Source organism: Endozoicomonas sp. SESOKO1, from assembly GCF_024606265.1.
Taxonomy (GTDB): Bacteria; Pseudomonadota; Gammaproteobacteria; order Pseudomonadales; family Endozoicomonadaceae; genus Endozoicomonas.
This window is the reverse complement of record NZ_JAHHPP010000098.1, coordinates 1-1,271: the sequence shown is the minus strand read 5'-3', so window position 1 is coordinate 1,271 and position 1,271 is coordinate 1. Positions and strand designations below refer to the sequence as shown.

At 47.4% G+C, this 1,271-nt stretch carries 1 protein-coding gene; it reads right to left on the bottom strand.

Annotated elements, in window-relative coordinates:
• The coding region (locus KDK13_RS05280) for a hypothetical protein (RefSeq protein WP_257283901.1) at positions 1-1,207 on the bottom strand (1,207 nt) is incomplete at its 3' end.
• Positions 1,208-1,271 lie beyond the last annotated feature (64 nt).

Below are 1,271 nucleotides of genomic sequence, written 5' to 3'. Positions count from 1 at the left end.
CGCCTACACCACCATTAGTCAGCAAGTTGGTAAGCTCTCCGAGGACGTCAGCTTTTTCACCGGTAAAGGTTATAGAGTCCCTGGTGATTTCTAGATTTTCACTGGCAGCAATAATGCCGGCAAAGGCTCCCAATACGGCCTGCTCAGTGGCATCTGCTCCATGGCTGCCCGCATTGGAAATGAGTTCATTTGGATCAAGCTCTTCATTATAAGTGACTTCAACTTCGATGCTGCCGTCTGAACCTGTTCCAATCACCTGTACGTCGGTCATCCAGGTTCCCTGGACCATGTTATCCTCAAAGCCAGTGATCTTGTCTGCCGTGACCAGGGTGTGCTTACCTGCGACCTTTTCAATTTCACCGGTGACATAAATGGTGTTATCTCCCTTGAACTCCATGTCACCATTAACATCAAGTACTGCGGTAGTGCAGGGGCTTTCATCTTCTGGCGTGTCACAAAGATCACCGCTGAGTTCAAACTCAAGACCGGAGCCTGACTGGTGGGTAAACTTGCCTTTCGAGCCGTCCTGTAGAGCCAAATCAAACTCGATGGTTGTATCTTGCGCTTTCAGTAGCAGGTAGCCGGCATGATCTTTTGAACCATTATTAATATTTTTTGCACCGGAAATCTTGACGCCATCAAACACAGCCTTGTCACTTTCACTGCCGTAGATATAGACAGCAGTATTGAGTGCATTGTTTAAATATATGTTACCCTCAACAGTCCCTCCCTTTCCGGGGGTATCTCCAAGCCAGACCTGTTGTTTTTTGCTTTTTTTGTCCAAACGAATATCAATGGCAACTTGTTCGTCACCGACCATACCTCCTACGATGGTACCATTATTCTTTATGTAGCCAATGGTTCCGCCATCCTCTACATAGATGGCTGCTCCTGTTTCGGAGGAAATCAGGCCATTATCATTATTCCGGACTTCGTTGAGTCTTCCACCATTGAGAACATTAATGGCGTGTACTTTACCGCTGATGGTTCCGTTATTGGTGATGGTCGCTTTTGAGTCAAGGGTTTGGCTGATAACACTACCATTTTCTGACGTGAATGACTCTCCTTCGTTAACAGTCCAGTCACCGCTAAGATCTGGGGGACCGACAGGAGTATCTGTTGCAAATGAGTTAACTGACCACCCCGCCATCACCGAAGAAACCGCCAGCGCCAATAAAGTCTTTCTGCCTGTATTCATTGTTTTCATGATGTTAACTGCCTGAGTGATATCCCGTTGCCGGATCGGGCCTGTCAGGTGATCTGCGGAAGGT